Origin of the sequence: Lysinibacillus sp. ZYM-1 (assembly GCF_001308875.1) — a bacterium.
In the GTDB taxonomy this organism is placed as follows: Bacteria; Bacillota; Bacilli; order Bacillales_A; family Planococcaceae; genus Lysinibacillus.
In genome coordinates, this window is the sequence record NZ_KQ465152.1 from 1 (window position 1) to 22960 (window position 22960).

At 35.0% G+C, this 22960-nt stretch carries 27 protein-coding genes and 5 pseudogenes; 20 read left to right on the forward strand and 12 right to left on the reverse strand.

Going from position 1 to position 22960, the window contains the following annotated elements; genetic code table 11:
• Positions 1 to 279 precede the first annotated feature (279 nt).
• The 10 genes from AO843_RS24305 to ssb (AO843_RS22115) all read left to right on the forward strand — a co-directional run bounded on the left by AO843_RS24305 (position 280) and on the right by ssb (AO843_RS22115) (position 6252).
• Positions 280 to 414: a phage scaffolding protein gene (locus tag AO843_RS24305; protein ID WP_082389567.1), complete on the forward strand. Its 135-nt coding sequence runs from the start codon at positions 280 to 282 to the stop codon at positions 412 to 414.
• A gap of 412 nt (positions 415 to 826) precedes the next feature.
• On the forward strand, positions 827 to 1069 hold the full coding sequence (locus tag AO843_RS22075) for a DUF3953 domain-containing protein (RefSeq protein ID WP_369814449.1): 243 nt from the start codon (positions 827 to 829) through the stop codon (positions 1067 to 1069).
• 310 nt (positions 1070 to 1379) lie between these two features.
• Positions 1380 to 1550, forward strand: a complete 171-nt coding sequence (locus AO843_RS22080; RefSeq protein ID WP_197278987.1) for a hypothetical protein — start codon at positions 1380 to 1382, stop codon at positions 1548 to 1550.
• Positions 1551 to 1752: 202 nt separating this feature from the next.
• Positions 1753 to 2175: an ester cyclase gene (locus tag AO843_RS22085; RefSeq protein WP_054613224.1), complete on the forward strand. Its 423-nt coding sequence runs from the start codon at positions 1753 to 1755 to the stop codon at positions 2173 to 2175.
• 366 nt (positions 2176 to 2541) lie between these two features.
• Positions 2542 to 2949 carry a hypothetical protein gene (locus AO843_RS22090; protein WP_054613225.1) on the forward strand — a complete coding sequence of 136 codons (408 nt, stop codon included), beginning with the start codon at positions 2542 to 2544 and terminating at the stop codon, positions 2947 to 2949.
• Between the two features lie 168 nt (positions 2950 to 3117).
• Positions 3118 to 3357: a DUF2513 domain-containing protein gene (locus AO843_RS22095; RefSeq protein ID WP_082389568.1), complete on the forward strand. Its 240-nt coding sequence runs from the start codon at positions 3118 to 3120 to the stop codon at positions 3355 to 3357.
• Between the two features lie 105 nt (positions 3358 to 3462).
• Positions 3463 to 3645: a phage terminase small subunit-related protein gene (locus AO843_RS22100; RefSeq protein ID WP_054613227.1), complete on the forward strand. Its 183-nt coding sequence runs from the start codon at positions 3463 to 3465 to the stop codon at positions 3643 to 3645.
• 70 nt (positions 3646 to 3715) lie between these two features.
• Positions 3716 to 4522 (forward strand): recombinase RecT, encoded by an 807-nt coding sequence (locus AO843_RS22105; RefSeq protein ID WP_054613228.1) that lies wholly within the window; start codon positions 3716 to 3718, stop codon positions 4520 to 4522.
• A gap of 201 nt (positions 4523 to 4723) precedes the next feature.
• Positions 4724 to 5491 carry a DNA replication protein DnaD gene (locus AO843_RS24960; protein WP_197278988.1) on the forward strand — a complete coding sequence of 256 codons (768 nt, stop codon included), beginning with the start codon at positions 4724 to 4726 and terminating at the stop codon, positions 5489 to 5491.
• Between the two features lie 254 nt (positions 5492 to 5745).
• Positions 5746 to 6252 carry a single-stranded DNA-binding protein gene (gene ssb / locus AO843_RS22115; RefSeq protein ID WP_054613229.1) on the forward strand — a complete coding sequence of 169 codons (507 nt, stop codon included), beginning with the start codon at positions 5746 to 5748 and terminating at the stop codon, positions 6250 to 6252.
• A 265-nt stretch (positions 6253 to 6517) separates the two neighbouring features.
• Here the strand turns inward: ssb (AO843_RS22115) and AO843_RS22120 are convergent, their stop codons facing one another.
• Together AO843_RS22120 and AO843_RS22125 are read right to left on the reverse strand one after the other, a co-directional pair.
• Positions 6518 to 7063, reverse strand: coding sequence for a BclA C-terminal domain-containing protein (locus AO843_RS22120; protein ID WP_082389569.1), 546 nt, complete (start codon positions 7061 to 7063; stop codon positions 6518 to 6520).
• Between the two features lie 274 nt (positions 7064 to 7337).
• Positions 7338 to 7787: pseudogene (locus AO843_RS22125) on the reverse strand (manganese catalase family protein); the annotation flags it as partial.
• A 3-nt stretch (positions 7788 to 7790) separates the two neighbouring features.
• Between AO843_RS22125 and AO843_RS22130 the strand changes: the two are divergent.
• A pseudogene (locus tag AO843_RS22130) lies at positions 7791 to 7922 on the forward strand (manganese catalase family protein); the annotation flags it as partial.
• Between the two features lie 62 nt (positions 7923 to 7984).
• On the opposite strand, the pseudogene AO843_RS22135 reads toward AO843_RS22130, so the two are convergent.
• The 4 genes and pseudogenes from AO843_RS22135 to AO843_RS22150 all read right to left on the reverse strand — a co-directional run.
• Positions 7985 to 8197 (reverse strand): annotated as a pseudogene (locus tag AO843_RS22135) (manganese catalase family protein); the annotation flags it as partial.
• Positions 8198 to 8226: 29 nt separating this feature from the next.
• The gene (locus AO843_RS22140; RefSeq protein WP_054613232.1) at positions 8227 to 8736 is read right to left on the reverse strand and encodes a DUF3231 family protein; all 510 of its coding nucleotides are present in this window, start codon (positions 8734 to 8736) and stop codon (positions 8227 to 8229) included.
• Positions 8737 to 9500: 764 nt separating this feature from the next.
• A complete protein-coding gene (locus AO843_RS22145; protein ID WP_231630230.1) occupies positions 9501 to 9788 on the reverse strand; it encodes a hypothetical protein in 288 nt (95 codons plus the stop codon).
• 561 nt (positions 9789 to 10349) lie between these two features.
• Positions 10350 to 11357 carry a tyrosine-type recombinase/integrase gene (locus tag AO843_RS22150; protein ID WP_156314015.1) on the reverse strand — a complete coding sequence of 336 codons (1008 nt, stop codon included), beginning with the start codon at positions 11355 to 11357 and terminating at the stop codon, positions 10350 to 10352.
• 217 nt (positions 11358 to 11574) lie between these two features.
• Between AO843_RS22150 and AO843_RS24685 the strand changes: the two genes are divergently transcribed.
• Together AO843_RS24685 and ssb (AO843_RS22160) are read left to right on the forward strand one after the other, a co-directional pair.
• The gene (locus AO843_RS24685) at positions 11575 to 12618 is read left to right on the forward strand and encodes a DnaD domain protein (protein ID WP_231630231.1); all 1044 of its coding nucleotides are present in this window, start codon (positions 11575 to 11577) and stop codon (positions 12616 to 12618) included.
• Positions 12615 to 13124: pseudogene (gene ssb, locus AO843_RS22160) on the forward strand (single-stranded DNA-binding protein). The gene AO843_RS24685 and the pseudogene ssb (AO843_RS22160) overlap by 4 nt, the downstream one beginning before the upstream one ends.
• Before the next feature lie 122 nt (positions 13125 to 13246).
• Here the strand turns inward: ssb (AO843_RS22160) and AO843_RS22165 are convergent.
• From AO843_RS22165 to AO843_RS22180, 4 genes are all read right to left on the reverse strand, one after another.
• Positions 13247 to 13441 carry a hypothetical protein gene (locus AO843_RS22165; protein WP_054613235.1) on the reverse strand — a complete coding sequence of 65 codons (195 nt, stop codon included), beginning with the start codon at positions 13439 to 13441 and terminating at the stop codon, positions 13247 to 13249.
• A gap of 363 nt (positions 13442 to 13804) precedes the next feature.
• A complete protein-coding gene (locus tag AO843_RS22170; protein WP_054613236.1) occupies positions 13805 to 14125 on the reverse strand; it encodes a DUF4183 domain-containing protein in 321 nt (106 codons plus the stop codon).
• 48 nt (positions 14126 to 14173) lie between these two features.
• Positions 14174 to 14593, reverse strand: coding sequence for a DUF4183 domain-containing protein (locus tag AO843_RS22175; protein WP_231630232.1), 420 nt, complete (start codon positions 14591 to 14593; stop codon positions 14174 to 14176).
• 471 nt (positions 14594 to 15064) lie between these two features.
• Positions 15065 to 15574 (reverse strand): DUF3231 family protein, encoded by a 510-nt coding sequence (locus AO843_RS22180; protein ID WP_054613238.1) that lies wholly within the window; start codon positions 15572 to 15574, stop codon positions 15065 to 15067.
• Positions 15575 to 15995: 421 nt separating this feature from the next.
• On the opposite strand from AO843_RS22180, the gene AO843_RS22185 reads away from it, so the two are divergent.
• The 4 genes from AO843_RS22185 (at position 15996) to AO843_RS22205 (ending at position 19227) form a co-directional block, all read left to right on the forward strand.
• The gene (locus AO843_RS22185) at positions 15996 to 16430 is read left to right on the forward strand and encodes a helix-turn-helix domain-containing protein (protein WP_054613239.1); all 435 of its coding nucleotides are present in this window, start codon (positions 15996 to 15998) and stop codon (positions 16428 to 16430) included.
• A gap of 125 nt (positions 16431 to 16555) precedes the next feature.
• Positions 16556 to 17428 carry a GNAT family N-acetyltransferase gene (locus AO843_RS22190; RefSeq protein ID WP_054613240.1) on the forward strand — a complete coding sequence of 291 codons (873 nt, stop codon included), beginning with the start codon at positions 16556 to 16558 and terminating at the stop codon, positions 17426 to 17428.
• 403 nt (positions 17429 to 17831) lie between these two features.
• Entirely contained in the window at positions 17832 to 18377 is a 546-nt protein-coding gene (locus tag AO843_RS22200; protein WP_054613242.1) for an NADPH-dependent FMN reductase, read from the forward strand.
• Positions 18378 to 18627: 250 nt separating this feature from the next.
• A complete protein-coding gene (locus AO843_RS22205) occupies positions 18628 to 19227 on the forward strand; it encodes an undecaprenyl-diphosphatase (protein WP_054613243.1) in 600 nt (199 codons plus the stop codon).
• A gap of 586 nt (positions 19228 to 19813) precedes the next feature.
• On the opposite strand, the gene AO843_RS25465 is transcribed toward AO843_RS22205, so the two are convergent.
• Positions 19814 to 19942 (reverse strand): hypothetical protein, encoded by a 129-nt coding sequence (locus tag AO843_RS25465; protein ID WP_255350397.1) that lies wholly within the window; start codon positions 19940 to 19942, stop codon positions 19814 to 19816.
• Between the two features lie 465 nt (positions 19943 to 20407).
• Between AO843_RS25465 and AO843_RS25645 the strand changes: the two genes are divergently transcribed.
• From AO843_RS25645 to AO843_RS22215, 3 genes and pseudogenes are all read left to right on the forward strand, one after another.
• Entirely contained in the window at positions 20408 to 20524 is a 117-nt protein-coding gene (locus AO843_RS25645; protein ID WP_369814450.1) for a terminase small subunit, read from the forward strand.
• The gene (locus AO843_RS24690) at positions 20508 to 21053 is read left to right on the forward strand and encodes a terminase small subunit (RefSeq protein ID WP_054613244.1); all 546 of its coding nucleotides are present in this window, start codon (positions 20508 to 20510) and stop codon (positions 21051 to 21053) included. Before AO843_RS25645 ends, AO843_RS24690 begins: the two co-directional genes overlap by 17 nt.
• A gap of 187 nt (positions 21054 to 21240) precedes the next feature.
• Positions 21241 to 21868, forward strand: a pseudogene (locus AO843_RS22215) (terminase large subunit domain-containing protein).
• A gap of 248 nt (positions 21869 to 22116) precedes the next feature.
• On the opposite strand, the gene AO843_RS22220 reads toward AO843_RS22215, so the two are convergent.
• The gene (locus AO843_RS22220; protein WP_054613245.1) at positions 22117 to 22779 is read right to left on the reverse strand and encodes a hypothetical protein; all 663 of its coding nucleotides are present in this window, start codon (positions 22777 to 22779) and stop codon (positions 22117 to 22119) included.
• Between the last annotated feature and the right edge of the window lie 181 nt (positions 22780 to 22960).

Sequence of the window (22960 nt, forward strand, 5' to 3'; positions counted from 1 at the left end):
CGCCCGTAGTGGAAATCAACGGCTTTACTTTATTTCATTGTAAAAGAAAAAAGACTGTAGGCAAACTCTCAAATTTTTTGAGTTTGTCTACAGTCTGGGGCACCCAAATATGGGTGCTTTTTTGCATCCTGCTGAATGACGTTAAAAGTCAGAAAGAATTCCTAACGTGCGTACTACGATAATGTAGAATAGGAGGTATTGCAGATGAAAAAAGAAGATTTAATTGCAATGGGGTTTAGTGAGGAACAAGCAGACGCACTTATCAGTAGATAGGGAACAATGATTCCCAAAGAACGATTCGATGAGGTAAACAAAGCAAAGAAGACTCTCGAAACCCAACTAACTGAACGTGATACTCAACTTGAAGAACTGAAGAAGGTGGATGCTGAAGGTCTTCAAAATAAAATTTTCTAGAAAGAGTAGCCGACAAGCAGTTTAACCAAAAAAACTAACTTTCTTGTGAAGGAATATACTTAAACTAAACCAGCTAATAAATTGCAAATATATCGTTTGGAACAAATGTAATAAAAGGAACAAATGTAAAACATGTAGCATGTTTTTGATAGGAAAAATATGATGTAATCTTGGAGGTAGGTCGCCGTGGTAATATTCCCCTCTCCTGGTATTTATAAAAACCTAAGTATTAGGGAAAGACAGACCGACGACCGACAAGCGCTTGGCAGACTAGTTCGGAGCATGACATACACGGCCGGTTCATAATTTTTAAGAGATTAGGTATCTTAATTAATATAAAGGGTTAAAGATTGGAATTTATATCCACATGCTCTGTTGTATTGTATAATAAAAGTACAATATTTAAGAGGTGATGGTAGTTTTGCTGAAAATTTTACAAATTGTTTTTTCAATCATAGTAGTATCACTCTCAGCTTATGGACTTATCACAAAGAATTACCAGCTGAATTTTTTAACGATCTTCTTCTTAGGGTTAGTAATGTTAGTTTGGGGAATTAGAGAATTTCAACAAGAGCGAAAAGTTTATGGTTGGCTACTAATCGTGTTATTTTTATTTTCAGTATATGTGTCAATTCAGAGTTTGGTATTGCTTTAAATTATGGCGTGGTTTTTATGTGAACTTCGTCCACTTTCCATTTAATTCAGTCAACTTACTAAAACAAACTTACTATAGCTACAAAGTGCACGGAAATGCACTATAAAATTAGAACACAATTCACTTACAAATATAACGTGGTGCAGCTCTACCACGAGTCGCAAGTGAGCTAACTCGACAATTAAATATTACACCGCAGTAGACGAGCCTTACACCTAGCACGGTAAGGCTTTTTGTACTAAGAGTTAATGATTATTATTTATCATTTATGGTAAAATTAAGAATACATGCAAAAGAAGGTGAGAAAACAATGAAATATTCAGTATTTTTATCTGATCAAGGAAAAACGTATGAAGATAAAGTTGAAAATGTAAGAACATTGGATTCAAATGATCATAGTTATGTAATGTATGATAGTAAAAATAATATTTTGTACATAGCTCCTATCGCTAAAGTAGTTTCTATTACTAAAGTAGATTAAGTCCTTCGTTGAAGGGCTTTTTCTTTTGCTTTGAAAACTGCATCAAACAGCCAAAACACCTTGTTATGATAGGGCAGAGTTTGGTGTGGTTTTGAAAGTGAGAATAGTAGAATAAGATTCCAATTCGTTGAATCTTGCATTATTATTAAGTTTGGGGAGATATTGGGATCCTCGCCATCATGTATAACAACGGAGGGTTTAAATGACACCAGAGCATATTGTTAAGAAACTTTTTGAAGAAGTACGTTCAGGGAAAAATCCAGATTATGCAACTGAATTAATGGCAGACCAAGTATTGGCACACCAAGTTATTTCAGAAGAAGAATTTACGGTTATAAGAACGCCAAAAGATTATGCTGAACATGTTAAAGAAATGATAGATACATATGGCGATTTTTCATTAGAAATACAAGAGTTCATGGTACAAGATAATAAAGTATATGTACGTTGGAGACAAGTTGGTACGCATGTAGGAGATGTCGATGGATATCAGCCTACGAATCTCCCAATTATTGAAATAGCGAGCGCAGTTTATAGAGTTGAAGATGAAAAAATAGCAGAATATTGGATACAAATTGATCGGGCTGGTATCGAAAACCAACTGAAACGCAATAAGAATAATTAACATCCTTCGGGATGTTTTTCTTTTGCCCTGAAAAGTAAGTATCGAGCAGAGTTTCCCTCCCTTTGATTCGTTGGTACTTGCTTTTGAGAGCGAAAAGTTATTACATATATTTCATCTTCAGGTTTATGGTTGGGTGGGAGGTGATGAAGATGAAAAGAGATTTGAATTTAGTAAGAGAATTATTATTACTTATTGAGAGTAACGATGATAGTAAATAATGGCTGTTTTCTCAAAGATTGTTGCTTCTCGTTTGGCTACCTTCTTCAACTAAAGCACTACACTACATTGAAGAAGCCTCTCACACAACTTGTGAATTTCTTTATTTTACCATTTATGTTATAATGATCCCGGAAAGGAGGGGTGTTTTTGAAAAAGATAATTGGATTAAGTTCTATTCTATTCACTGGTATCATATTATCCGGATGTTCAGATATAATAGATGATCCCAATATTGAAATTGCTATTAAACAAGAAACTGGAAACGGTAGTATTGAATTATTAACACCAAAGATTACAACAAAAGATAATCAATTAGAATTTATGACTGAGGGAATTGATGAAAATAAAGTAACCTTTATTAATGTTGCCAATAAAACAGTATTTGAACAAAAAATAAAAAATGATGAATCCTACAAACTTAACATTATGGATATCAAAGATGCTCATAGGACGGACTACAAGCCCAAAGTTCAACTTTGGCAAACTATAGATGATACTGAAGATGGCGATATAGTAATCTTTAAACAAGTTAGATATACAGTTGAAAAAGATTAATTTTATAGTTATTTAATTTTAATTTGATGAACAAAAATAAACCCAAATACTATCTTCTTCAACTAAAATGATTAGTTAGTTGAATAGCAACAATCTTTACGAAAACAGCCTAAAGAGTTAATCATCCCAGAAGACTGGGACAGGGAAGTGGTTGCATACCATTTATAAATACTAGAGCAAGCTGGATATGTGAAAAATAACACGCAATGGGCTGATAACAAAACTTTCATTTTGATAGCATCAATGACGTGGGATGGACATGAATTTTTAGACTCTGTTAAAAATAATGGAATTTGGAATAAAACTAAAGAGGGTATGTTGAACAAAGGGTTAGAACTCCTCTCTGTTCCTTTAGATATTGTTAAGGGATATATGCCTCTTTACAAATTAAAAGTTTATTTGAAATAAGTTGAGCATCCTGGTGGGTGCTTTTTTTTCATTTTACAAAGCAACTAGCATAATGGGGTGATTACAAAACAAAAAAATGATGGTGGAGGTGGTGGTGTATGAGATATGGCTAGACCGAGAAATCCGAAACGTGATGAAGCTTTTCAAATGTGGTTTGAAAGCAAAGGACAAATGCTCTTGAAGGATATTGCCGAACAATTCGATTTATCCGATTCACAATTCGAAAGTGGAAGAACCAAGATAAATGGGATGTATAGACAGTCAGCGTTTAAAAAAAGAAGCACCTGATATTTACGAGGAATACACTAAACAGTCTTTATCCAGACGATTCAACTATAAAAAATTGAAGGCTTAATAAATGGCTACTACTAATGAGTTAAAAGCTAAATCACATGGTCAAGTACAACAAAGTGTTACGCCAGAACAATCGTTAAACAACTTATTAAAGCGTATGGGTCCTCAAATTCAAAGAGCATTACCTAAACACATGGACGCTGATCGTATTGCTCGAATCGCCTTAACAGCAGTACGTGCAACACCAAAGCTACTAGAATGTGATCAAATGAGTTTTGTAGCAGCGCTTATGCAATCAGCTCAACTGGGAGTGGAGCCAAACACAGGCCTAGGACAAGCCTATTTAATCCCTTATGGCAAACAGGTTCAGTTCCAGTTAGGTTATAAGGGCTTAATCGATCTAGCAGTGTGTAGTGGTCAATACAAAGCTATCTATGCGCATGAAGTGTATAAGGAAGATGAATTTTCATTTGCTTATGGCTTACACAAAGATTTAGTACATGTTCCTTCAACAAATCCAGAAGGTGAACCAATAGGTTACTACGCTGTGTACCACTTGAAAAACGGTGGATACGACTTTGTTTACTGGACAAGAGAACGTATCGAAAAACATGCTCACGAATTCTCTCAAGCAGTTAAAAAGGGTTGGACAAGTCCTTGGAAAACCAACTATGACGCCATGGCTAAGAAAACGGTACTGAAAGAAGTACTGAAATACGCTCCTAAGTCAATCGAATTACAAAAGGTAGTAGAGGCTGATGAAACGATAAAAACAGAGGTTTCAGAGGATATGAGCGATGTTATAGATGTCACAGATTACTCGGTCATTGAAGAGGAGTCAAATCAAGATGAAATAATCATTGAGCAGTAACGTACCCTACAAAGTTCTTCTGCCTGCAATTTCATGCGGGCGAAGGATATGAAGAAATAGGTCGCATGGTGCTGGAATGTAGAACTAAACTTGTCATTTCTTGCGCTTACCCGGGAAATTTTTTATTTCCTAAATTGTACAGGTTGATGCTTCACAAAATTACAAATTTGAATATTAAGTTAAAGGGAGATTCGAGGGCAAATGGCTAAATTCAGATACGTCTATACAACTTTTTGGAACGATCCTCGTGTGGTTGAGGAAATGACAGCAGAGGATAAGTACTTTTTTCTGTATTTGCTGACAAATGAAAGTACGACTCAAATTGGTATCTATCCAATTACTAAAAAACAAATAGCTTTTGATATGGGCTACTCAATGGAAAGTGCTGGCGCGTTATTACAACGCTTCAGAGACCATCACAAGCTTATTAAATACAACGAGGATACTCGAGAAATAGCGATAAAAAACTGGGGTAAATACAATCTTAATCGTGGAGGAAAACCAATTCTTGATTGTGTGAGATCAGAACTAAAAGAGGTAAAAGATATTTCTCTTATTCAATGGGTTGGTGAAGGAATCCCGAACGAATCTGTACGTAACGTCTACAAGTCGTATTACGATACGTATAACGTTACGTCGGGAAATGAAGAATCCAGTAATGATGCGGGTTCTTACGATACGTCAACGATAAGTGGACAAAAAGAAAATAAAAAAGAAAAAGAAAATAAAAAAGAAAAACAAACAACAGAGGGTGAAGTCGATCAGTCGTCAGTCACTGAGGAACAATTAACTTTCTTAACTAAATTCTATGACGAAAACATTCAAAGAGCATCTGGCTATATTTGCGAATGTATTGAACATATGGCACGTGAAAATGATCCAGCACTTGTTTACGAGGCTATGAAAATTACTGCACTTCAACAACCGAACAAGCCAATGCAGTATACAGAAAGGATTTTAGCTAACTGAAGAAAGGATTTTATAACGAATGTCGAGCAACTAAAGGCCAAGGAAGAAAGGGAGAAAAATAAGCGACAGCAATCAAGTCAATCAACTTATCAAAGGACAAAAGGTCATACAGAGGTTGTTCCTGAGCGGTTTGCTAATCGAAATGATAAAGGATCACCCACTCCTATTACTGAATCTGCAAGTAACACGATAGATTTCGAGGCTGAGAGACAGAAGGTTTTAGAAATGTTAGGTAAGAAGGAGAGTGTAGAAGCTTGATAAATCGTGTTGTTTTAGTTGGCCGTCTTACAAAAGATCCAGAACTAAATTACACACCTAATGGCGTTGCTTCATCTCGCTTCACCATTGCAGTGAATCGGGCGTTTTCAAATCAACAAGGCGAAAGAGAAGCTGATTTCATTAACTGCCAAGCGTGGCGTAAGCAAGCTGAAAACCTAGCAAATTTTATGAAAAAAGGAAGTTTAATAGGAGTAGAGGGGCGTATCCAAACAGGAAGCTATGAAGGGCAAGATGGAAAGCGTGTCTATACAACTGATGTGGTAGCCGACAGCACCCAATTCTTAGAGCCGAGAAACGCATCAGGAGGCTCAGAGGGCGCATCAAGCTACGAATCTAGTACAAATACGGGTGGACCATATCAAGGGGCTCCACAAGGGCAGAATTACGGTAATAATCAGCCAAGTTATATGAGTGGGAATGAAGATCCGTTTGCTAATAGTAAGGGACCAATTGAGGTAAGTCAGGATGATTTACCTTTCTAAAGTGCAAAGGGTGCCCGAATAAGAGAGCATATGATCCTACTAAGAAATGTAGATGTTGCAAAGTATATAGGCAGTTAAGATGTATTGGGAAAGAATTAGAACATATTAGTAATGTTCGAAGATGGTCTAAGTGAATTTTTGAAAGATATTGTTCAGTAAAGGAGGCGTGTATAAATATTAAAAGAAAAAAGGAGTAATTCCTACGCAAAAGGTTAATCACTCCTAACTACGAAATCTATTATTTTTAAGTTTTTTCTTTATATCTCTAGACAATAGGACTTAACATTTTAAGGATAATAGAAGCATTTACGTTTGTTTGTGTGCCTCCTGCCAATGTTTGAAGGATTACTGCTGCAGCAGAAGAATGATTTCTAAGTGTAAGAATACCGCCGGCAGGGATAGCAATTATCACCTGACCATTATTTTGTTGAGTACCAGCCCCTGAACCGTAGACTGATTCAGGAATCGGTACACCATTTAAAAATAGTGTGAATTGGTTAGGTTCAACACCTGATACGCTGAAAGTAACCTCGTAGATTCCTGGTGTGGTAACAACAATTTGAGAGGTTCCAGGAATGTGCGTAATCCCAGGTGTAACTATACCTGTTGAATCAAAAATAATATCTGCCTCTACAGCAACAGTTTCAGGACCTAGATTATATATATAACCATATTCGCAAAGTCCATTACATGTTGTTGGTGTTACAGGGGGAATACCGCCAGTAATTCCACAGAGATCGACAGCTTTGAATGGTCCTATCTGGCTTCCACATAAGCAAGAACGTTTATTACAGTTACTACAGTTATCCATTTTTTCACCTCCATTTGTAGTATTTTATTCGTGTGATAAATGGAGTGAAGGGCAATAGGCTAACAATCGACTAAATTTAATCGTCATTATTGATGTTTTATTTAAAAGGATTGGTTGCAAGATTAAAACTAATTTATATAAAGGTTAAGATATTTCGCATTTTAAGCATTAGATAATGTTCGTGTATGGATCCCTAAAACATTACTTTGGATCCAAAGTAATGTTCGGAAATAAGAAAAAACTGCAACGTCGTCGCACGTTACAGCTTAGAATGCTAATTATTCATATCTTTAAGGCCAGGGCTGTGTTCATTTGGCATCTCTGGCATAACTGGTACTGGGAATCCTTTAGGTGGAGGAGTTACATTTAGATATCCACCATTTCTACTTGGAGTTTGACCTTGGAAGACTTCACCGATACGTGTTGGATCTAATCTATAGTTAAACTGAGCATTATGATAACCCATTTCAACGAACTTCCTACATTCAGGATATTTGTTAATATCGTAGTTCGGTACAGGGAATAGTTTTCCCCAATCTACTCCTAAAGTTTCTAATGCTTTGGCAAAAGCGTTTTGGTGAGCATTGTCACGAACGATTAGAAAAGCCAGTGTTTCCCTGAAAGTCTGATTAGAACTCATTTCATAAATACGTGTTTTTTGAAGTACACCAGTTGATTCAAGCACTAAATTATCTAACAAATCTGCGATGAGGTTTCCGTGAGCATGGGCAATAACGGTATGGACCAAGCTCCTTTAGATGAGGCCGTTAGACATGCAAACCCACACCATTATATTGTGGGAGCACAATCATCTTTACCTGTCGATGCTGCAGGTAATCCTTGGAATGGCTCTTGGGTGTCTGGTGCTGAAGATTCTCCAGAATCATTTAGTAATTGGTTAATTGTGTTTTGTACAAGTTATACATGAGCAATCTCTTCTAAGAATACACCACGAAGTAAGTCTCGATATTGCGTTTCTTTGCCTCTAAAATTAGAGCTTTGGAAAAAGTATTGCATCATTGTTCTCATTTCCCCATAATGACCACCTAGTATTTCTTGCATGACACGTGCTGCTTGTGGATCTGGTTTGTCAGGTTTAATAATGTTAATTAATTCTTCTTTGTAATAATACATTTTAATTCCTCGATTCGGGGAAATTGGCTTTATTTTTCAGGATAATCTACATGTAATGGTGGTGGAACTAACCAACCTTTATTTTTATTAAGACGTAGTAGTTTAGCACCGATTAGAGCTTTTGCTGCATGGAATTGACCATACATTAAAGCAATATCTTCTCGAGTTGATGTACTCATTGCTTGACTGCATGCAACTAATCCAGCAGCTAGGTCTACTGACAGTGCAGCACTAATTTCTGGATCACTAAATTTTGCTCCTGGAGGGATATCTTCCATTCTTGCTACAGGTCTTTCCGGTGCAGCAGGAGGTAAACCAATACCATTATTTTTTAGTATTTTTTCTAATTGTTTTACTTCATCTCTACAAAGTTCGATGATATCTTCAATAATTTTTTTTAGATCTTCGTCACCTGCATGATTATAGAAAGTTTGATAGCCAGCAATCATTCCGTAGTCTGTAATTAAACCTGTCCAAACACTAAATACTTCACCGTAATGCAATGGTTCATCTTTTGGATTACCACCCAAAATACCCATAATAACACTTCCTTTTCTTTTTTTTAGCCATTTAAAGCAAGGTTAGTATGGATGAAAAAAGAATTACCATTCACTTTTTTATAAAATATTTATGGCTTGAAGTATAAAAGAGTAGTTTAAAAAATATAAAAGATCACTTTCTAATAGAAAGTGATCAAGATTTATCCTCAAGAAAATTAGGAGTGACTAACTGTGGAAAAGTATTTGATTCTTGAGAATAAGTAAACAAACATTTCGTCAGGACATTTTTATTTTATGTATCAAAATTGAATCAAGTTAGGCGTTATTTGATTTCAATTAAAAAAGCTACAGCGAGTGAAATCTCTGCAGCTCCTTTAAGTAGTTCGCCACTACACATTATAATTTGTCCGAAGTTTATTTAGTTATACATTAAAAAGCCGTAGCGTTCAGACGCTACAGCTAGAATTGGTTTTACCCTTTTAGGTTAGTCAGTACAAGCATTATAACACAACCTAGGAGGGTAAACCTATGTTAAAAGAAAGAACACTTACGATTACACCGGATGCATTAGATTCAATGATTACAGACTACCACTGGATGGTAACGCGATCAAAGAAATGCGAGCAGAAATGGTTATAGGGGCAAAAAAAGCTTTTAGAGGTTCAAAATATAATCGAAAGAGTTGCTGGTGACAGAGAAGTTCAAGTGTTGAACTGGATGTTAGGTGGCAAGTCACAACGTTGTAAGAACATTCCAAAGTCACTCATTTGAAAAATAATGAGTGACTTGTTAATAGTGATATTCTATTTTAATACTGCATCTTGAATCAGTACAGAGAAGTCTTCAATTCTATTTTTTTCTCTAGTATTTGAACTTTCAAATACAAATTCTGTGATTAAACCAGAGGCCGTTGCTTTTCTACCAAGAATATCAAAATCATCTTTAAATTGTTGTCCGTTTTTATGACCAAGAATAATCATATCCACCAATTTTTCATCTTCTACAGTAAGTAATTTATTTGTAAAATCCACTATTGTTTTACCTTCTAAATTTTCATTAATAAATTGTTTACTTTGTTCTTCTAATGTCAATCTTGGGGATTTCTCAGGTTTAGATGTATTATCTTTTGCAGTATCTACACATCCTACTAACAATAAGTGTTGAATTAAAAAAGAATTTCTTCATAAGGTATTTACTCTCTTGGGATTTATTTGTAATAATAAAATTGTATCGATATTGTAGAATGTTGTCAGTACATAAAAAAATGCCACGGGTTGTTGCAAAGAAATAATATTAACTTTAAGCACGTTAAATTTTTTCTTCTATTATAAAATAGTACCTGTCCAAACTTTTTTACATTTACAGTTTTACGAACTGGGGTACCTTTTTTAAAAAAACTACGAGTACCCCAGTAAGTGCCCCAAAAAGTGCCCCAGTTAAATACATTTAAATACACTTAGTTAGATAGGTATAGAAACCCTCATAAAAACAAAACCTTGATATTATGCACATCAAAAAATTAAAAACATCAGGATAGAAACCAAGGTCATAAGTTATGCTTATCAGTATATTTTTCTAAACCCCTTGATACTAAAGGGGTTAGGGGAGGTAAGTATAAACTGTACCCCAATCCGTACCCCAATTTTAATTGTTTATAGAGATTTATCAAAATTTAAGATTTGGTTCATCACTTGCATGGCCTGTTTTTCTCTTTCAGCAAAAGAATGCGCATATGTTTTTAGCAATGTTGAATTAGTCATGCCAAGAATTTTTGCAACTGTTGTAGGTGGTGTTCCTGAAGAGATAGAGATAGTAGCAAATGTATGTCTCAAGCCATGCGGAGAAATTAGTTTTACACCATAAATCTCATGCATTTGTATCAAAGTTAATCTGGCAGCCTCCTGATTTAAAGGTTTACAAGTATTACTGATAAAAATTAAGTCATCATCTTGATGTTGCTTCCCATAGGCTAATTTTTTTTCAATACACCATATCCTATATCGCTCTAACTGCTTTGCTAAATCATCTGTCATATCAATGGAACGTATACTATTAATTGTTTTTGCAGATCTTTCCCCATAAAAATCGCGAGTCCGACTAATATAAATAATTTTTTTTGTAAAATCCACTTCAGACCATCGTAGAGCCTTCGCTTCTCCTCGTCTCATCCCTGTAGCAGCTAGAAGTGCTATTAAAGTATATCTTGAAATAGATTGTCTAATGCAGTTTAACAAATGTGTTAACTCAGTCAGTGTTAAATAATTTCCTTCAACTTCATCATTATTTTGTTTCTCCACACGTGGTAACTCAGCCTTCGCTATTCGATTTTTATCGATTATTTCATCTTCTACCGCTGCATTTATACAGCCTATAAAAAAATTATGATATGTTGCAATGCTTTTTGGGGCAGCAATAGGTATTAATCTATCAATAAATTGTGATTGATAGATGCTTTTTGTAAATCGAGAAAGTTTAAATTGCCCAATAAAAGGCTTTATAAAAGAGTCAATAATATTACGATATGTTTTAGGTGTAGTTCCTTTCCACTTTGATTTTTTTCGATCGTAATATATGTCTACCCAATGTGAGACGGTCACATTATCATTTAGCGCAATCTTTTCTCCTCTAGGCGGTGCAGATGGATGAATAACGTACCACACAAAATCCTTGCTGGGATATTTGAGCAAGCATGTGGGAACAACGATGAAATCAGACGCTTGGTGTTGGAATGTAGAACTAAGCTTGTCATTTCTTGCGCTTACCCGGGAAATTTTTTTACTTATTTCCTAACGGCTCCTAGTAGTTTTTAGTAAAGGAAATATAAAAAAATTGCACTGGTTAATGCGAATATTACGCTAAAGGGAGAGTCGAGAGCAAATGGCTAAATTCAGATATGTCTATACAACTTTTTGGAATGATCCTCGTGTGGTTGAGGAAATGACAGCAGAGGACAAGTACTTTTTTCTGTATTTGCTGACAAATGAAAGTACGACTCAAATTGGCATCTATCAAATTACCAAAAAGCAAATTGCTTTTGACATGGGCTATTCGATGGAAAGTGCTGGTGCGCTACTACAACGCTATAAAGACCATCACAAGATTATTAAATACAACGAGGAAACTCGTGAAATTGCTATTAAGAACTGGGGCAAGTATAACCTGAATCGTGGAGGAAAACCAATCCTCGATTGTGTGAGATCGGAACTAAAAGAGGTAAAAGATACTTCACTTATTCAATGGGTTGGTGAGGGAGTCCCGAATGATTCAGTACGTAACGTTTACGAATCGTACTACGATACGTCACACGATGCGTATAACGATACGTCAGAAAATGAAGAATCCAGTAATGATGCGGGTTCTTACGATACGTCGACGATAAGTGGACAAAAAGAAAAAGAAAATAAAAAAGAAAAAGAAAATAAAAAAGAAAAACAAACAACAGAGGGTGAAGTCGGTCAGTCGTCAGTCACTGAGGAACAATTAACTTTCTTAACTAAATTCTATGATGAAAACATTCAAAGAGCATCAGGATACATTTGTGAATGCATAGAGCATATGGCTAGAGAAAATGATCCAGCACTTTTTTATGAAGCCATGAAAATTACAGCACTTCAGCAACCAAACAAGCCAATGCAGTATACAGAACGAATATTAGCAAACTGGAGAAAGGATTTTATAACAAATGTTGATCAACTAAAGGCCAAGGAAGAAAGGGAGAAAAATAAGCGACAGCAATCAAGCCAATCCTCTTATCAAAAATCCAAAGGTCGTACAGAGGTAGTACCTGAATGGTTCGCTAATCGAAATGATAGTGAAGAACCAAAGTCAGCTACTGAGACTACTAGCAACACGATAGATTTCGAGGCTGAGAGACAAAAGGTTTTAGAAATGTTAGGTAAGAAGGAGAGTGTAGAGACTTGATTAACCGGGTCGTTTTAGTTGGCCGACTTACAAAAAATCCTGAGTTACGATTTACACCGAACGGCATTGCATCATGTCGGTTTCAAGTAGCAGTAAACAGGACATTCCAAAATCAGCAGGGTGAACGTGAGGCAGACTTCATCAATTGCCAGGCATAGCGTAAACAGGCTGAGAATCTAGCCAACTTCATGAAGAAAGGTAACTTAATAGGTTTGGAAGGGCGAATCCAAACAGGTAGTTATGAGGGGCAAGATGGCAAGCGTGTGTACACGACTGGCGTTGTAGCAGACAGCATCCAATTCTTAGAGCCGAGAAACAGCACAGGAGGCTCACAGGGCACGACAGACTATCAATCTAGTGGAAATACAGGTGGACAGTATCAAGGGGCTCCACAGGGCAATTATGGCGGTAATAACAACCAGCCAAGTTATACAAGGGCAGATGAAGATCCGTTTGCTAACAGTAAGGGACCAATTGAAGTGGATGAATCAGATTTACCATTCTAAATAACTAATGACGAGGTGGGCAAACAAACATAAGCATAAACCTTGCTTTTATCAATATGGAAAAGAAAAAAATTATGATTGTTAGAAAGATTTTATGCAGAAAAAAATGCGGTAATCGTAATCTACCGCATTAAACTCTCTTTTAATTTTATTGCTTCATTCACAATTCCCTTACGATATAAGCTTGGATTAGAAATTATTTTTTCAACGATTTCTAAGGTTTCTTTTTGAATCTGAGTAAATTCTTTATTTTTTATTTCAAATTCAATTAAATATTCATTCCAAAATCTATCGAATTCTTTATGTGAAATTGTCATAACCTATCACTCCTTTAAGAAAGAGTGTAGACATACAAATTAAATTTAATACTGAACAATATGAGGAAATTGTAAATAAAAAAAGGATCACTTCCGTTCAAGAAAGTGATCAATATCATTGTTACCCTTAAAGAACATTAGGAGTGAAGTTCTCAAGGAATAACAGGAATAACAGGAATAACATTTCGACAGGTCACTTTCATTTTATGTATTAAATAGAGGTTTTGTTAGGCGTTACACCATTTTAAAATAAAAAAGCTGGAGCATGAAGTCTCCGCAGCAGCCTCCAACTGAATTCTGTGAGAAAAAGGGATTACTAAACAAATAAAAGGGTCACTGGGCTAGAAAGTGACCCTTGACACATTAAGTTTGTGTAACTAATTCTACAGCCTCTACTACTAATGGAGTTCCGGCAGAAATTGTGCCAGTAACATCGTTAAAAGTTAAATCTGTTGCAGAAACTGTATACGAACCACCTTCTTGCAATACACCGTTGACATAGAAATTATAGTAACCGTGTGTTACTACTGGAAAAGTAGTTGCAGCAGTCCCACTATCATTCAGAAAGGCAGTGGCAGGGATTGTAGTGCCATCAGCAACCGTTAAATCTGCTGCTAGTATATTAAAGAATCTAGTTGAAGTACCTGTAACATTTACATGAATATTAATGATTGAAAGTGCCATTTTTTTCACCTCCTTTCAAAAGGGAAAATTTTTTAGAAGATTTCTATATCAAATTTGTTGGAATCCCAATGATTCTATAATAATTGGAGTTCCAGCAAAGATTGTTGCATTAAATGGGTTAAGGATTAACGAATCTACGGTTAATTTATATGCACCGCCCTCTTGCATTACAGCGTTGATGTATAGATTGACATATCCATTGGGATTAAAAATTTTGAACTCAGTTACCAGATTGCCATTATCATCTGAGAATAGATTAGCTGGAAGGGTTGCCCCGGTTGTTAGATCAATATCTTCTGTAACAATATAGAAATATCTATTTATCGTAGGAATAATATTTCCACCAGGGCCAATGACTGGGGGTGGAGGAATAGAAGATATATCAATAGCTTTTAAAGGGGGCCAATAAATTTTGTTATCTTCACAACAATCGTCACTAACTAATTTTTTTGAATTCTTTTGATTCACTATTGTTTGTCACCTCCTTTTTTAATTTTGTTGTTGCCCCCATGAACAATAGGCGTTTCTATTAAATATTTAAAGACACATCAAAATCTAGTCCTACACTATTAATTTATGATTTTAAATTGGAAATTGATTGGTAGTATGTCTATTAAACTGAAATTAATAAAGTTAAAAATAGAATTTTGAATACCTAGGATGAAATGAATGCTATGAAATTGGAGTTTTGAAGAAGTGCGAGAGTTAAATTTTTAATTTGTTACTGAACAATATGAGGAAAGTAAACTAAAAAAGGGTCACTGAGCTGGTAGTGACCCTAAGTTATAAATGAGGGAGGCTGTGACGGTCAACCAACGCCACAGCAAGTGCGTGCGATACACTCAACGTTAATTTGTGCAAATCGAGGTTACCTATACATTTATGACAAATAAAAAACCCCAGTTTCAAACTGGGGAGACGGTTTGTCAGAGATGAAAATTATTTTTCTGGATAATCTACATGTAATGGTGGTGGAACTAACCAACCTTTATTTTTATTAAGACGTAGGAGTTTAGCACCGATAAGGGCTTTTGCCGCATGGAATTGACCATACATTAATGCGATATCTTCTCGAGTAGATGTCCCCATTGCTTGACTACATGCAACTAACCCAGCAGCCAGATCTACAGAAAGAGCAGCACTTATTTCTGGATCATTAAATTTAGCGCCTGCAGGGATATCTTCCATTCTTGCTACTGGTCTTTCTGGTGAAGCTGGAGGTAAAGCAATTCCATTTGTTTTTAGAATCTTTTCTAATTGCTTTACTTCATCTCTACAAAGTTCGATTATATCTTCAATAATTTTTTTAAGATCTTCGTCACCAGCATGATTATAAAACGTTTGATAGCCAGAAATTATACCATAATCTGTGATTAAATTTGTCCAAACAGCAAATACTTCACCGTAATGTAACGGTTCATCTTTTGGATTCCCACCAAGAATACCCATATTTACACATCCTTTTCTTATTTGTGGCTAAAGCATGTTTAGTATGGGTGAAAAAAGAAAAAACATTCACTTATTAATAAAATATAAAAGGATGAGGTAATAAGTGAAATAAAAAAGGACCACTTTCTTTTAAGAAGGTGATCAAGGATGAAAAAATGTTAGGAGCTCCAATACCTAGGATTATTTTATGTATCTAATACTGACCAAGATAGGCGTTGCTTTATAAATAAAAAAGCCACAGCAAGTGAAATCTCTGCAGCTCCTTTAAGTAGTTCGCCACTACACATTATAATTTGTTCGAATTTTATCTATTTATACATTAAAAAAGCCGCAGCGTGTTCAGACGCTACAGCTTAGAATTGGTTATGCCCTTTGACGGTACTAACAACGTTATTATAACACAACCTAGGAGGGCAAACCTATGTTAACAGGGCAAATTATAGTTACGAAAGAGGATTTATTTCAATGGATTGAGAATTATCGATGGATGGTTGAAACGATTGAGGAAGCAAGGCAGCCAGTAGCAAAGGTAAATAACAATAGCTACATTGGAGCTAAAACGGCTATGTATGGGATTGAGGCGACATTACCAAAGGCAAGTGGTGGGACAAGTGATCCTGTTTATACAGAAGTACAACGTCGTGTATATTCGCTAAATTATCGGATTAAGGAATACGAGCAAAAGATTGCAGAGGTGCAAAAACGGATTTCGTTAGTACATGGTGATAGAGAAATTGAGGTACTTCATAGATTGCTTGACGGCGATAGCATGCGATCGATTGGTAAACATATGAGGCTTTCCAGTACGACAATATTTAGAGTTAGAAATAATATTCTGATTCAAATGATGAAGTAGCCGAAAGGTTGCTTCTTTTTAGTTATTTTTAAAAATATTGTTTCTTCAACTGAAGGAGCAGTTTAGTTGAACAAGGCTAGATGGTAAATTATGATAAGAATAGAAATAAAGTTGGGGGATTAATAATGTATACAGACAATAAAAAAGTTTTAAAATTAGTGGAATTTGATAAATATGATGTCATAGGCTTAATAGAACTTTCGACATCAGTTGGCTGGGATTATGATGAACAGGAAATTAGAACTGTTATGTCATCTGGTAAAATATACGGACATAAAAATGCTGTGGGCAAAATTGTTTCGAGTGCTGCAATAATACCCTATGATACTGATTTAGCTTCAATAGGTATGGTAATTGTTAATGAAGAATATAGAGGATTAGGCTTAGGAAAGAAGGCTACTCAGAAGTGTATAGACAGTGTTTCTCAAAATACCTCAATAATGTTAATTTCAACCGAGGATGGAAAACCTTTATATGAAAACTTGGGTTTTATTACTGTCGATTCTGTACATAAGTATTTAAGTGATAATTATATTCCAACTAGATTGTTTAATAATCTTCAAGAAATTACTCTAGAGAGATACCAAGAGAAAGATATTAATGAAATTATTGAATTAGATTCAGCTGCATTTGGAAATAAGAGGAGAAAATTACTTCTTAACAGGATAAATCAATCAAAACAATGTTTAGTTGTTAGAAATCTAAAGGGGAAGATTATTGGATTTGGATTATCCATTTTAGGTCCAGAAAATCTATTAATAGGACCTATTGTAGCACCAGATTCACAAACAGCTGCTTTAATAATCGATGGGTTAGTTAATAATCATCAAGGAAAGTTAAGGATTGATGTGTCATCCAGTAATGACGAGTTAATGTTGTTCTTAGAAAAAAGTGGATTTATTAAAGTTAGTAATCCTCCAATAATGATAAAGAATTCTATTAAAATGCCAAATAGGAATAAAGAGTTGTTTGCTATTGCTGCACAAATCTTTGGTTAGGAATACCAATATCCTTATTCAACTAACAGGAGCTTTTAATAAAATTGTTAATGTAACGTTTGGAACAAATGTAACAAAAAGAACAAATGTAAAACATGTAGCATGTTTTGTAAGAGAAAAAATATGGTGTAAACTCGGAGGTAGGTCGGCGCGGAAAGGTTTTCCTCTCTTGGTATTTATAAAAACTTAAATATTGGGGAAAGACAGACCGACGACCGACCAGCGCTTCGCAAACTTGTTCGGAGCATGACATACACGGCCGGCTCATATTTTTTAAGAGATATAGGAAGTCTAATTATAATCAAAACTGGTTCTTTATAATAAAAGTCGACGGTTCATAAATAGTTCAAAATTTTTGATTCCTCTATATTTGAACAAGTATTCTATTTATAGAGGTGATAGAATGGACAAACATAAAAAGATAATAGCTATTTCAGGTAGCATTCGAGAAGGCTCTTCCAATACTAATATATTAAAGGCTTTAGCAGCTTTTGTCCCTGAAGGTATTGATTACTCTATTTATAACGGAATAAAGGACCTTCCGCATTTCAACCCAGATATAGATGGAACAGAACCACCACCTGTAGTTAAGAATTTTAGAAAAACGTTAGATGAAGCACATGCGCTTATAATCTGTACGCCCGAATATGCAAAAAGTGTTCCAGGGGTTTTGAAAAATGCTTTAGAGTGGCTTGTATCATCTGCCGAACTTTATAAAAAACCAGTAGCTGTAATAACAGCTTCAACATCGATTACCGGTGGAGACAAAGCTCATGAATCTTTACTGCTTACGCTGGGTATGATTGATACTATTATTGTTGAAAATGGGTCGTTGCTAGTTCCTTCTGTCGGAACTAAATTTAACGATAATGCTACAGTGAAAGACGAGAGTACTAAGCAATCACTCATTGACCTTTTCAATAGTTTAGTGTACGAGATTAACAAATAACATAATTAATAAAGTGCACGGAAATGCACTAACAAAATAAAATATACAAAATAAACACGTTCGCTTGTACGTGTATGTCAGAAACAAGCAATTGAGACTACTAAATTGGTAGTCTTTTTTTAATCATAAAGAGTTTCAAGTCAAAGTGACAATAATGTTAGCTTAAACTATTAATTGTCACCTTTTACGATGGTTTAAAGATACATTTTTTCTTAACATAGCTCTATAAAGCTATAAAGGAGAGAGTGTCTTGAATATATTGGAAATAAATAATGATTTATTCAGAATGCTTAATAGTCTTGGGAAAGAATTTCAATTCTTCAATTTACCAATGATTATTATTGCTGAATACACAGTTATTTTCTTAGCTATTTTCGTTATTCTGTTCTGGTTTACCAAAGATAGAGAAAACAAAATAATGCTCATCTGCGCAATTATTGCTTTCGTTTTGGCTGAAATTATAGGGAAATTTGCGGGGTTATTACATTTTAATCACCAACCATTTGCTGTCCTTTCAAATACAAATCAGTTGATAGAAAAAGCAATAAATAATTCATTTCCAAGCGATCATACCATATTATTTTTTTCATTCTGTATGTCCTTTTGGTTGTTTAAAAAAGGAAAATGGATTCTATGGATTTTGCTTGCGATATTAGTCGGAGTTTCACGTATTTGGGTAGGAGTTCATTATCCATTAGATGTTATTGTAGGTGCTTTTATTGGTATTACTTCTGCAATAATAATTTATTTTACAATTCCGAAATTAACACTAATAGGAAATGGAATTACCAAATATGAATCCATTGAAAAAGTAATTAGAAGCAAATTTCATAAAGCCAAAAAAATCTAATGTAAACCAATATTAAAGGTCATATCAAAAATGATATTGATGACCTTAGAGAGAGAAAAAATGTACTACAAACTGCAAAAGGAAAAACAACTCTGGTGCAGCTATTACCATAATTCAGAATATGATTGATGAAATCGAAACAGCTGAAGGACAACTAAAAGATAGAGTTCGACTTTGTAATAATAACCACAAGTATTATGTGGAGATAACTAGAGTTTTAGAAGAAGCTCTTAAAGAATTTAATTAACAATACTAAGAACATCCTTAGGGATGTTTTTATTTTGCCCTGAAAAGTGAGTATCGAGCAGTTTCCTCCCCTTTGATTTGTCGGTACTTGCTTTTGAGAGTGAAATAAACTATTAAATTCAATCAAGTAGGGATAACAAATAGCACGCGCGGTAGTGTTTTGCTGTCTGATATCCTTTTTTTTATGTAAATAAAGAAATTGCTTTTGGACATGGTGGTAATGATCCCTGAATAGAGGTAGTGCTTTTAGATATGGATAGAGAAAGCAAGATTAACTTTAAATAAAAAAAGCCACTATTACTGTGGCAAAATAGAATTATTTATTTGTTATCTATATGATTTAGTAATCGCATATCCACTCTTTACCTACCCAATAACACTGAGCAGCAGACGCAGTAGGGGCTGAAGAAGCAGCAACAGCTCCGAAAAGCGTAGCTACTAATAGAATCATACCTAGTTTCTTTTTCAATTTATAAACACCTCCTTACTTTAATATATTCTACGACTTGCGAAAACATTACCTATAATCTATTAAAAAATTTGAATTCTTTTATAGTAAATAGATTCAGACAAAGAAGGCGGAATAGCATAATGGGGTGATTACAAAACAAACAAATGACGATGGAGGTGGTGTTTATGAGATATTGCTAATTGGGATGAAATACAAAAAGAATGGGAAACCACAAAGATTACACTTGCTGATCTTGCTGAAAAGCATGAGATAAAGCTAGGCACATTAAAGAGCCGTAAGAGCCGTAAGAGCCGTGAAAAGTGGTCTAGGGATGCAACCGAAAAGGATGCAACCAAAATTAAGAAGGATGCAACCATAAAAGAGGATGCATCCGAAGAAAAAGAAGTCGTTGAATCAGAAGAAGTTACTGCCTTTGAATTAGAAGGTGATGATGGACTAACTGATAAGCAACGGCTTTTTTGTATGTATTATGTTCGTTCACTGAATGCTACTAGTGCATATAAAAAAGCTTACAAATGCAACTATGAGACAGCTATGGCAAGTGGTAGTAGATTGTTAAGGAATGTTAAGGAATGTTAAGGTAAAAGCAACGATTGCTGAGATGAGGCGTGAACGTTTAGAACAAGAAGACTTAGATAAAACGGATGTGCTACAGAAGTATAAAGCTATTGCCTTTGCAGACATAACAGACTTCATAGACTTTACACAAGTCGAGTCAGAATCGACCGAAACATCAGTTGAATATAATCCTGATGGTTCAAAGAAGTCTGAGAAAACAGAAGTTGTACCATACACTTACACAAAGTTTTCGATGCATCATTCAGAAGAAATCGATGGAACACTCATTACCGAACTATCAAAAGGTAAAGATGGCATGTTCAAGGTTAAACTCGCTGATAAGATGGCAGCACTTGCGTTCCTTGCAAAGTATACGGATTTACTTAACGAAAATGAGTTAAAACGATTGCGAGAAGAGAAAGTTAAAGTTGATATTGCAAAGACTCGTTCAGAAACAAAAGGTAATGGCATTACAACAGCTAGTGCAGTGGATCTTAGTAAATTAACGACAGAGGAGTTGAGAGAACTTGCTGCAAGAAATAAGCGATGAGCAATTAGATGCGCTAGCCTACGAAGCAAGCAAAGAACTCTCGCGTCAGTTTTACCGTGATTATGTAGATAATGGTCATTACGAACACTATAGGCATACAGAGTTAATTTGTGAAGTGCTACAGTGCATTGCGAATGGCGAGCAACTTTCAATGTTAATAGAAATGCCCCCGCGACATGGGAAATCGATGACTGTAACAGAATCATTCCCTAGCTACTACTTGATGAAAAATCCAGATAAGCGAGTTATTGCGGCTGCTTATTCTGATGGGTTAGCAAAAAAGTTTGGTAGATTAAATCGTAATAAATTCAATGAGTACGCTCACGAATTGTTTAATATTCAATTATCTGAAGCAAACGCTGCTGTTAAAGACTGGGGTGTTGAAGGTAGACAAGGTGGCATGATTGCAACTGGTATTGGTGGTTCTATAACAGGTCAAGGTGCAGATTTAATGTATCGATGACCCTATCAAAAACATGAAGGAAGCTAGCTCACAAACTATCCGAGATAACATTTGGGATGAATGGGAAGCAACTCTTTCAACACGTTTACATGACGGTGCATCGGTTATTGTCATTATGACACGTTGGCACGAAGATGATTTAATTGGCCGTTTATTAAACCGTAGCCCTCGTAACTGGATTAGGTTACGCTTACCAGCAATTGCTGAGGATGAAGATGATTTATTAGGACGTTCACTAGGAGAACCGTTATGTCGAGAGCTGGGGTTTAATGAACAATGGGCGGCTGATAAAAAAGCAGAGGTTGGCAGTCGTACATGGAACGCTCTTTATCAACAAAGGCCTTCTCCATGAACGTAATGGGACAGTAATAATTCATAGTGAAAATAAAAAGTCCAGCCATGCAAGTATTTCGAATGAGAATGGGCAAGTTAAAGAATGGGAAATTAGATATGCAATAGAGCACATTTTAAAAAGAGTCCTTACAGAAGTGAATATAAAAGTTAGTGATACAGGAGTTGTTCATATTCGTAATAAAGAAATTAATTCATTCTATAATTAAAGAGAAGTCACTCATAAAAAATAATGAGTGACTTCTCTTTTTATTTTAGTATTGCATCATTTAACAAAACATTAAATTCGTCAACTTTACTTTCGTCTGAATAGTCTTTTTGTAAAACGTAATTTGCAATTGTTCCTTCAACTGATATTTTTTGACCAGCTGATAAATCAGCTTCTTGATCCAAATCGATTATTGCAAAATTTGTTATATCTTCGGGATAAGTGCCTAAGAAAAATTCGTCTTTATTCTTATTTTTATCATAGAGCTCATCGTAATCAATAAGCTCGTAGCTTTCAATATCTTTATTGCCCATATAGATGATAAACTTATCTGCACGTACAGTAGTAGTTGAACCTTCTCTTCTTCTTTTTTGACCAATATTAGAACTTTCGAATACAAATTCTGTGATTACACCAATGGCCGTTGCTTTTCTACCAAGAATATCAAAATCATCTTTAAATTGTTGTCCGTTTTTATGACCAAGTATGATCATATCTACCAATTTTTCATCTTCTACAGTTAGTAATTTATTTGTAAAATCCACTATTGTTTTACCTTCTAAATTTTCATCTATAAATTTTTTGCTTTGTTCTTCTAATGATACTTTCTTTACAGTTTCTTTTGGTTTTGAGGAATCACTTTCACCGCATCCAGTTAGGGCAAGTGTAAAAATAAGTGATGCGCTTAAAATGAGTTTCTTCATATATTATTTGCTCCTTGTATGAGTTGTATTAATAAAAGTGTATCAATAAATGGAAGGCGTTGTCAGTATTATAAATATAGATTAAAATTATATATAAATAGCCATAGGGTGGTTCTTTTTGTTTAATTGGAGAGTATAAAATATTTTGTGTAAATAACTGAAGACATAGAAAAAGGAAAAC

Coding starts and splice junctions, on each gene's coding strand:
- AO843_RS24305 (WP_082389567.1), top strand. CDS start 280: ATGATTCCCAAAGAACGATTCGATGAGGTAAACAAAGCAAAGAAGACT.
- AO843_RS22180 (WP_054613238.1), bottom strand. CDS start 15,574: ATGGGTATTCTTGGTGGGAATCCAAAAGATGAACCGTTACATTACGGT.
- AO843_RS22170 (WP_054613236.1), bottom strand. CDS start 14,125: ATGGCACTTTCAATCATTAATATTCATGTAAATGTTACAGGTACTTCA.
- AO843_RS22140 (WP_054613232.1), bottom strand. CDS start 8,736: ATGGGTATTTTGGGTGGTAATCCAAAAGATGAACCATTGCATTACGGT.
- AO843_RS22075 (WP_369814449.1), top strand. CDS start 827: ATGGTAGTTTTGCTGAAAATTTTACAAATTGTTTTTTCAATCATAGTA.
- AO843_RS22100 (WP_054613227.1), top strand. CDS start 3,463: ATGGCTAGACCGAGAAATCCGAAACGTGATGAAGCTTTTCAAATGTGG.
- AO843_RS22080 (WP_197278987.1), top strand. CDS start 1,380: ATGAAATATTCAGTATTTTTATCTGATCAAGGAAAAACGTATGAAGAT.
- AO843_RS24960 (WP_197278988.1), top strand. CDS start 4,724: ATGGCTAAATTCAGATACGTCTATACAACTTTTTGGAACGATCCTCGT.
- AO843_RS24685 (WP_231630231.1), top strand. CDS start 11,575: ATGGCTAAATTCAGATATGTCTATACAACTTTTTGGAATGATCCTCGT.
- AO843_RS22165 (WP_054613235.1), bottom strand. CDS start 13,441: ATGACAATTTCACATAAAGAATTCGATAGATTTTGGAATGAATATTTA.
- AO843_RS25645 (WP_369814450.1), top strand. CDS start 20,408: ATGTATTATGTTCGTTCACTGAATGCTACTAGTGCATATAAAAAAGCT.
- AO843_RS22185 (WP_054613239.1), top strand. CDS start 15,996: ATGTTAACAGGGCAAATTATAGTTACGAAAGAGGATTTATTTCAATGG.
- AO843_RS22105 (WP_054613228.1), top strand. CDS start 3,716: ATGGCTACTACTAATGAGTTAAAAGCTAAATCACATGGTCAAGTACAA.
- AO843_RS22220 (WP_054613245.1), bottom strand. CDS start 22,779: ATGAAGAAACTCATTTTAAGCGCATCACTTATTTTTACACTTGCCCTA.
- AO843_RS22120 (WP_082389569.1), bottom strand. CDS start 7,063: ATGGATAACTGTAGTAACTGTAATAAACGTTCTTGCTTATGTGGAAGC.
- AO843_RS22200 (WP_054613242.1), top strand. CDS start 17,832: ATGGACAAACATAAAAAGATAATAGCTATTTCAGGTAGCATTCGAGAA.
- AO843_RS22085 (WP_054613224.1), top strand. CDS start 1,753: ATGACACCAGAGCATATTGTTAAGAAACTTTTTGAAGAAGTACGTTCA.
- AO843_RS24690 (WP_054613244.1), top strand. CDS start 20,508: ATGTTAAGGAATGTTAAGGTAAAAGCAACGATTGCTGAGATGAGGCGT.
- AO843_RS22190 (WP_054613240.1), top strand. CDS start 16,556: ATGTATACAGACAATAAAAAAGTTTTAAAATTAGTGGAATTTGATAAA.